The organism is Bradyrhizobium sp. (assembly GCF_016462955.1).
Taxonomy (GTDB): domain Bacteria; phylum Pseudomonadota; class Alphaproteobacteria; order Rhizobiales; family Xanthobacteraceae; genus Bradyrhizobium.
In genome coordinates this window covers 1-4,320 of the sequence record NZ_JAEMSD010000270.1, presented here as the reverse complement: position 1 = coordinate 4,320, position 4,320 = coordinate 1, and the positions used below count along the sequence as shown (strand labels likewise).

The following is a 4,320-nucleotide window of genomic DNA, read 5'->3' as shown; positions in this document are numbered from 1 at the left end:
CCGGCTTGCGCATCTTCCGATTCGCGAATTGAAGATCGACCGCAGTTTCATGCGCGACATCGAGCGTGACGCCGGAGCGCTCGCGATTGCCACCGCCGTGGTCCGCGTCGGCCAGGGCCTCGGCATGACCGTCGTTGCCGAGGGCGTCGAGACCGAGGGCCAGCGCAAGACGCTGGCCGGGATCGGCTGTGACGTTGTCCAGGGCTTCCTCTACGCCCCCGCGCTACCGCCGGTCGCCTTCGAGCGCTGGCTGATCGAGCATTGCGCCGAGCGGGCGAGGACGATGCTGGGACGGCTCGATGTTGCGGAATCGGGACGCGAGGCGGTGAAGCGGTCGGCGTAGCTACCTCGAGCGATATTCCCTGGCCGATTGGAACGGATCTGCGTCCGGCGATTTGGTCTTTGACCGCCGCTGGACGGGTATCGCGTCATGCCGCGCTTTCAAACTGCATTGGCCTGATGAAAAAACCGGAAAGCACAGCAACCGCCCGAGCGGCAGGCTTTCGACCTTCGCAACAGCAGCTCAAGGCGATCACGGTATGGATCGCTCGTCAAAGCGACGAGCCCAGCCTGTCCGAGGCGATAGGCCGATTGGTGGAACTGGGGCTTTCGTTGCACGCCGATCCGGATCGTCAGAAAAGGCGCGCTCGCAAAATGGCCGCCGATGCGATCGATGACATGGAGGACGCGGCAGCCACGGCGCAGGGCAGGGCAACCCGCAAGCGGGAATTGCTCGATGGACCCAAGGAGTTCGACGAGGTACGATTTGATCGGTCGAAGCGCAACAAGCCAATCACAGAATAGGTCGAGCACCAACGCGCCGACACCGCCGGGCCTGAAATTACCGGAGATATGGAGTACCAGCAATGAAACGGCAGTCTCAATCGCGTGCAGAGACCGAGGCGAACAGCTTCTTCAAACAGAGCCCAACCAAGCCCGCGACTGATTATGAGAAGGCGGACCAGGCTTTCCAGGCAAATCGGGAGCGGCTGAAGGCTGAACGGCTGGCGAGAGAGGCGGAACAACAAGGCCAGTCCGAAAGGACGCGTTAGAGCCATAATGCTCGCATGTTCAGACTAGAGCATCGAAAGCACGACGATGCCGTCCTCGAACTCTCCCGAGGCCATGCGTGCCCGCGCTATGCGCTCGAACTCGGTTCGATGCTTCCGCAGATAGCTGAAGGCCTGCTTCTGTGTGTCGAATTCCGTGGCAAGCCGGCACAACTGCCGATTTGCGCCGGACGCGAGAAAGAAAGTGATGGTTCCGTGGTCTGGCTTGATTCGCGGCACGATCGGCACTCTCCGGCATGTGATCGGAACGTCAGAGCCTCGCCAACTGCGTCGAAGGCGACTATCGCGGCGGCTTCCTTGAACGTTTCTTGAGTGTCGGCGCAGGCAAGGTCAACCGAAGAGCTTCATCGGCCGCTTCCTTCGCCTCGCGCGCCTCCCGGAGCCGCGCCATGTTCTTGCGAACCTCGACGCCCTGCTTTTCGACGTCTGCTAAGGCCCTTGCGCCTTCTTCGGCGGCCAGACGCCTGCGATCGGAACGCGCGATACTCTCGGGTGACGGCTCAGCCGATCGCTTGGTGCTCATCGCTCACCCGGCTCCGCAAATGACTACACCCGCTCAATCCAAGGATTGAGCGGGCAGAACGACCGTTTCAGTACATCCGTGAAACGGCGCCACGATATCAAGCCAGCGCGAGGTTCTCGGCGCTGACTTTGCCTCGCATCTTGTCCGTCTTGATCTCGAAGCTGACCTTTTGGCCCTCGCCGAGACCGGCAAGACCGGCCCTTTCAACGGCGCTGATGTGAACGAACACATCGTTGCCGCCGTCGGTCGGCTGAATGAAGCCGAAACCCTTTTGACCATTGAACCACTTAACGGTACCTGTCGTCATTTTTCTTCTCCAAAGCGCGCAAGCGCATCCCGCACGACGCTCGCGCGGTTACCTTCAACTTCGTCGATGTCTTTGGAAAAGGAGCCCGCGGGCGCATTCAACAAGGCACAGCGGCTAATCGAACAGCTTCAATATACACGACTTTCACGGTTTTGCAAGAAGTGAAGCCGGTTTGTTTTGACGTAGCGATCTGCCGTTCCCGATCGCGCCGCCTTGCGTGTGTCCCTCGACATGCAAGCCGGTCGTTATCGATTGACAGCGCGGCGCGACGGTGGTCACGTCAAGGTCACCAAGCTGCTCGCCGTGACAGGCAGATCGGCTCGTCGGAGGCCGCGACGAATGTCGCCGCCATGATCCTCAACAATCGCAATGAAAGCTCCTGCGCAATTGGCTGCCCTGCAGGACGTGTCGCATGCGCAGCCCCAGCTAGGAGGATCATTTGCACGTACTCGTCAGAGACAACAATGTTGAGCAGGCACTCCGTGTTCTCAAGAAGAAGATGCAGCGCGAGGGCGTCTTCCGTGAAATGAAGCAGCGCCGGTCTTACGAGAAGCCGTCCGAGCGGAAGACCCGCGAGAAATCCGAGGCCATTCGCCGCGCCCGCAAGCTGGCCCGAAAGCAGGCGATCAGGGAGGGACTGCTGCCCGCGCCGCCGAAGAAGAAGCCGTTCGAGCGCAAGGCGCCGCTGCCGGAAATCAAGGCGAGGCCGGAATAGCGACCATCTTCGTTGCTTATGGCCTGAAATCGATTCCTCTGAGCACGATGCCTGGCGGCGTGCCTTCGAACTCCGTGGCGCGATACTTGTTCGCGGCGCATGCTTCGATGCGATCGCGGAGACGAGTGAATTGGGCTTCCCGCTGCTCGGGCTTCACCTGGGGGCCTCGCTCGAGATCGTCCATTGCGGAGGTCGATATCGCGCAAGGAATCTCCCTTGCACCGTCATGCATCGAGAACCGGACGATCATCCGGTCGTATTCGTGATCGATAAAGCGGCCGCTCGTCAGTGTCATGGCACACTCCGTTGCGTGTTTGCAGCTCGGCGAAGCTCGCCGTGCAATCGTTGACCCGGACCTCGCCTGTTGCGGCTGGCGCCCAGCATTCGTATCGAGCATCCAGCGGGTGTCGGTCGCCTCAGCCCTCTCCAGCCAGCCGGGCGAAATCGTCGAACAGCGCCGACACGAGCGCGCGGTGGCGCGTGTCCTCCGCGGGCAGGCTCGCAGCATAGAGGTTGAGGAGATGCCGTGCCTTCACGGCGGCCTCCGGCCAGGAAGCCGCAGGCACCGTCATCATGCGGTGTTCGAGATCGGCCTCGCGCTCGCGCAGCTCCCGGACATGGGCCTCGACCTCGGCCAGCGCTCGGCGCAGGTCGGTGGCCTTCTGCGCGGCCATGCCACGGCGCTTGTCGAGATCGACCGGATGGTCAGTCATTGGCGATACTCGCGTCCGCAGCTTGCGCATTCGCAAGATCGACAGAGCCGATCGACAGTCTCTCCATGGTGCCGCGCGCATTCTCGGCGGGCACCGTGATCATCGTGGCAATCCGGCGATAGGCGGCGAAGGTCAAGCCGTCGATAGATTCCTCGTCCGTGACCACCTCATAGGCGCCCGCCGGCAAGATGCGCTCGATGCCGCGGATACGGAACGGATGCCTGAAGACGACGGTCTCTCGCCGCGATCGGGTGGTCATGCACGCGTGCCTTTCGCAAGTGAAGCCCCAACCGGTGCCGACTGCTGCGAGCATGCGCCTTTGGCAGCGCAATAGCCAGCGATATCGTCTGATGCCGGAAACGATAATACCGCGGCGGCGACCTTCTGCACGGCATTTGGCGCTCGCCATTGGCCCGGCGCGGGCGTAGGGTCATTCGCATCACCGCACGTCTCAACGGTATCGACCGGTGACTGAGGGTCACGTGTGCTCCCGCCGAAGGCTTCGCAGGAGCGTTCGATGTCGCGTGTTCGCATCTCGGAATGGATCGTGCCGCCCGTGATCGTTCCGTTGTTTCTTCTTCTGCTCGTCTGCGCCGCTGCGGTCCTCAATGGCTAGGACGATACGCGTGCCGTATCTGGTCAGCGGCACCAACGAATACGGCAGCTCCAATCTCGGCCGTGGAACTGCGACGGTGGCGCTGCGTCTGGCTAAAAAGCTGCTGCGCGAGGGCTACATGGACGTCAGGGTCTGCACCCCGCGTGGCCGTGTTCTGCAGCCCGATGAATTCGACGAACTCAAACCAGCAAGGGAGAGCGACATGGCAAAGGGCCAGCAACGCGGCAACCGCGAAACCAAGAAGCCGAAGAAGGAGAAGACCAAGGTGATCGCCGCGGCGCCGTCCCGCAAGGACGCCGCCTGGCAACCGGATTTCGGACCCGCGAAGAAGAAGTAGCGAGAGCTGCAGCCACCGGCGGCTTGAGCGCGCGAGCGT

Annotated in this window: 10 protein-coding genes; 4 read left to right on the top strand and 6 right to left on the bottom strand. The window is 62.0% G+C overall.

Annotated features, from left to right (window positions below):
• Positions 1-343 (top strand): EAL domain-containing protein (locus JHD07_RS24120; RefSeq protein ID WP_291626603.1); only part of this gene is annotated, 343 nt, incomplete at its 5' end.
• Positions 344-402: 59 nt separating this feature from the next.
• On the top strand, positions 403-804 hold the full coding sequence (locus JHD07_RS24115) for a hypothetical protein (protein ID WP_291626601.1): 402 nt from the start codon (positions 403-405) through the stop codon (positions 802-804).
• A 272-nt stretch (positions 805-1,076) separates the two neighbouring features.
• Here the strand turns inward: JHD07_RS24115 and JHD07_RS24105 are convergent, their stop codons facing one another.
• The 3 genes from JHD07_RS24105 to JHD07_RS24095 form a co-directional block, all read right to left on the bottom strand.
• Complete coding sequence (locus JHD07_RS24105; protein ID WP_291626597.1) at positions 1,077-1,298, bottom strand: hypothetical protein; 222 nt, start codon at positions 1,296-1,298, stop codon at positions 1,077-1,079.
• 52 nt (positions 1,299-1,350) lie between these two features.
• The gene (locus tag JHD07_RS24100) at positions 1,351-1,593 is read right to left on the bottom strand and encodes a transcriptional regulator (RefSeq protein WP_291626595.1); all 243 of its coding nucleotides are present in this window, start codon (positions 1,591-1,593) and stop codon (positions 1,351-1,353) included.
• Between the two features lie 97 nt (positions 1,594-1,690).
• Entirely contained in the window at positions 1,691-1,900 is a 210-nt protein-coding gene (locus tag JHD07_RS24095) for a cold-shock protein (RefSeq protein ID WP_291626594.1), read from the bottom strand.
• 439 nt (positions 1,901-2,339) lie between these two features.
• Here JHD07_RS24095 and rpsU point away from each other — a divergent pair, with 439 nt between their 5' ends.
• Entirely contained in the window at positions 2,340-2,615 is a 276-nt protein-coding gene (gene rpsU / locus JHD07_RS24090) for a 30S ribosomal protein S21 (RefSeq protein ID WP_028181639.1), read from the top strand.
• Positions 2,616-2,631: 16 nt separating this feature from the next.
• Here rpsU and JHD07_RS24085 read toward each other — a convergent pair whose 3' ends face one another.
• From JHD07_RS24085 to JHD07_RS24075, 3 genes are all read right to left on the bottom strand, one after another.
• A complete protein-coding gene (locus JHD07_RS24085) occupies positions 2,632-2,910 on the bottom strand; it encodes a DUF1488 domain-containing protein (protein WP_291626590.1) in 279 nt (92 codons plus the stop codon).
• Positions 2,911-3,031: 121 nt separating this feature from the next.
• A complete protein-coding gene (locus JHD07_RS24080; RefSeq protein WP_291626588.1) occupies positions 3,032-3,328 on the bottom strand; it encodes a hypothetical protein in 297 nt (98 codons plus the stop codon).
• Positions 3,321-3,587: a hypothetical protein gene (locus JHD07_RS24075; RefSeq protein WP_291626586.1), complete on the bottom strand. Its 267-nt coding sequence runs from the start codon at positions 3,585-3,587 to the stop codon at positions 3,321-3,323. Before JHD07_RS24075 ends, JHD07_RS24080 begins: the two co-directional genes overlap by 8 nt.
• 367 nt (positions 3,588-3,954) lie before the next feature.
• Between JHD07_RS24075 and JHD07_RS24070 the strand changes: the two genes are divergently transcribed.
• Complete coding sequence (locus tag JHD07_RS24070) at positions 3,955-4,281, top strand: hypothetical protein (protein WP_291626584.1); 327 nt, start codon at positions 3,955-3,957, stop codon at positions 4,279-4,281.
• Positions 4,282-4,320 lie beyond the last annotated feature (39 nt).

Coding starts and splice junctions, on each gene's coding strand:
- JHD07_RS24100 (WP_291626595.1), bottom strand. CDS start 1,593: ATGAGCACCAAGCGATCGGCTGAGCCGTCACCCGAGAGTATCGCGCGT.
- JHD07_RS24075 (WP_291626586.1), bottom strand. CDS start 3,587: ATGACCACCCGATCGCGGCGAGAGACCGTCGTCTTCAGGCATCCGTTC.
- JHD07_RS24085 (WP_291626590.1), bottom strand. CDS start 2,910: ATGACACTGACGAGCGGCCGCTTTATCGATCACGAATACGACCGGATG.
- JHD07_RS24095 (WP_291626594.1), bottom strand. CDS start 1,900: ATGACGACAGGTACCGTTAAGTGGTTCAATGGTCAAAAGGGTTTCGGC.
- JHD07_RS24080 (WP_291626588.1), bottom strand. CDS start 3,328: ATGACTGACCATCCGGTCGATCTCGACAAGCGCCGTGGCATGGCCGCG.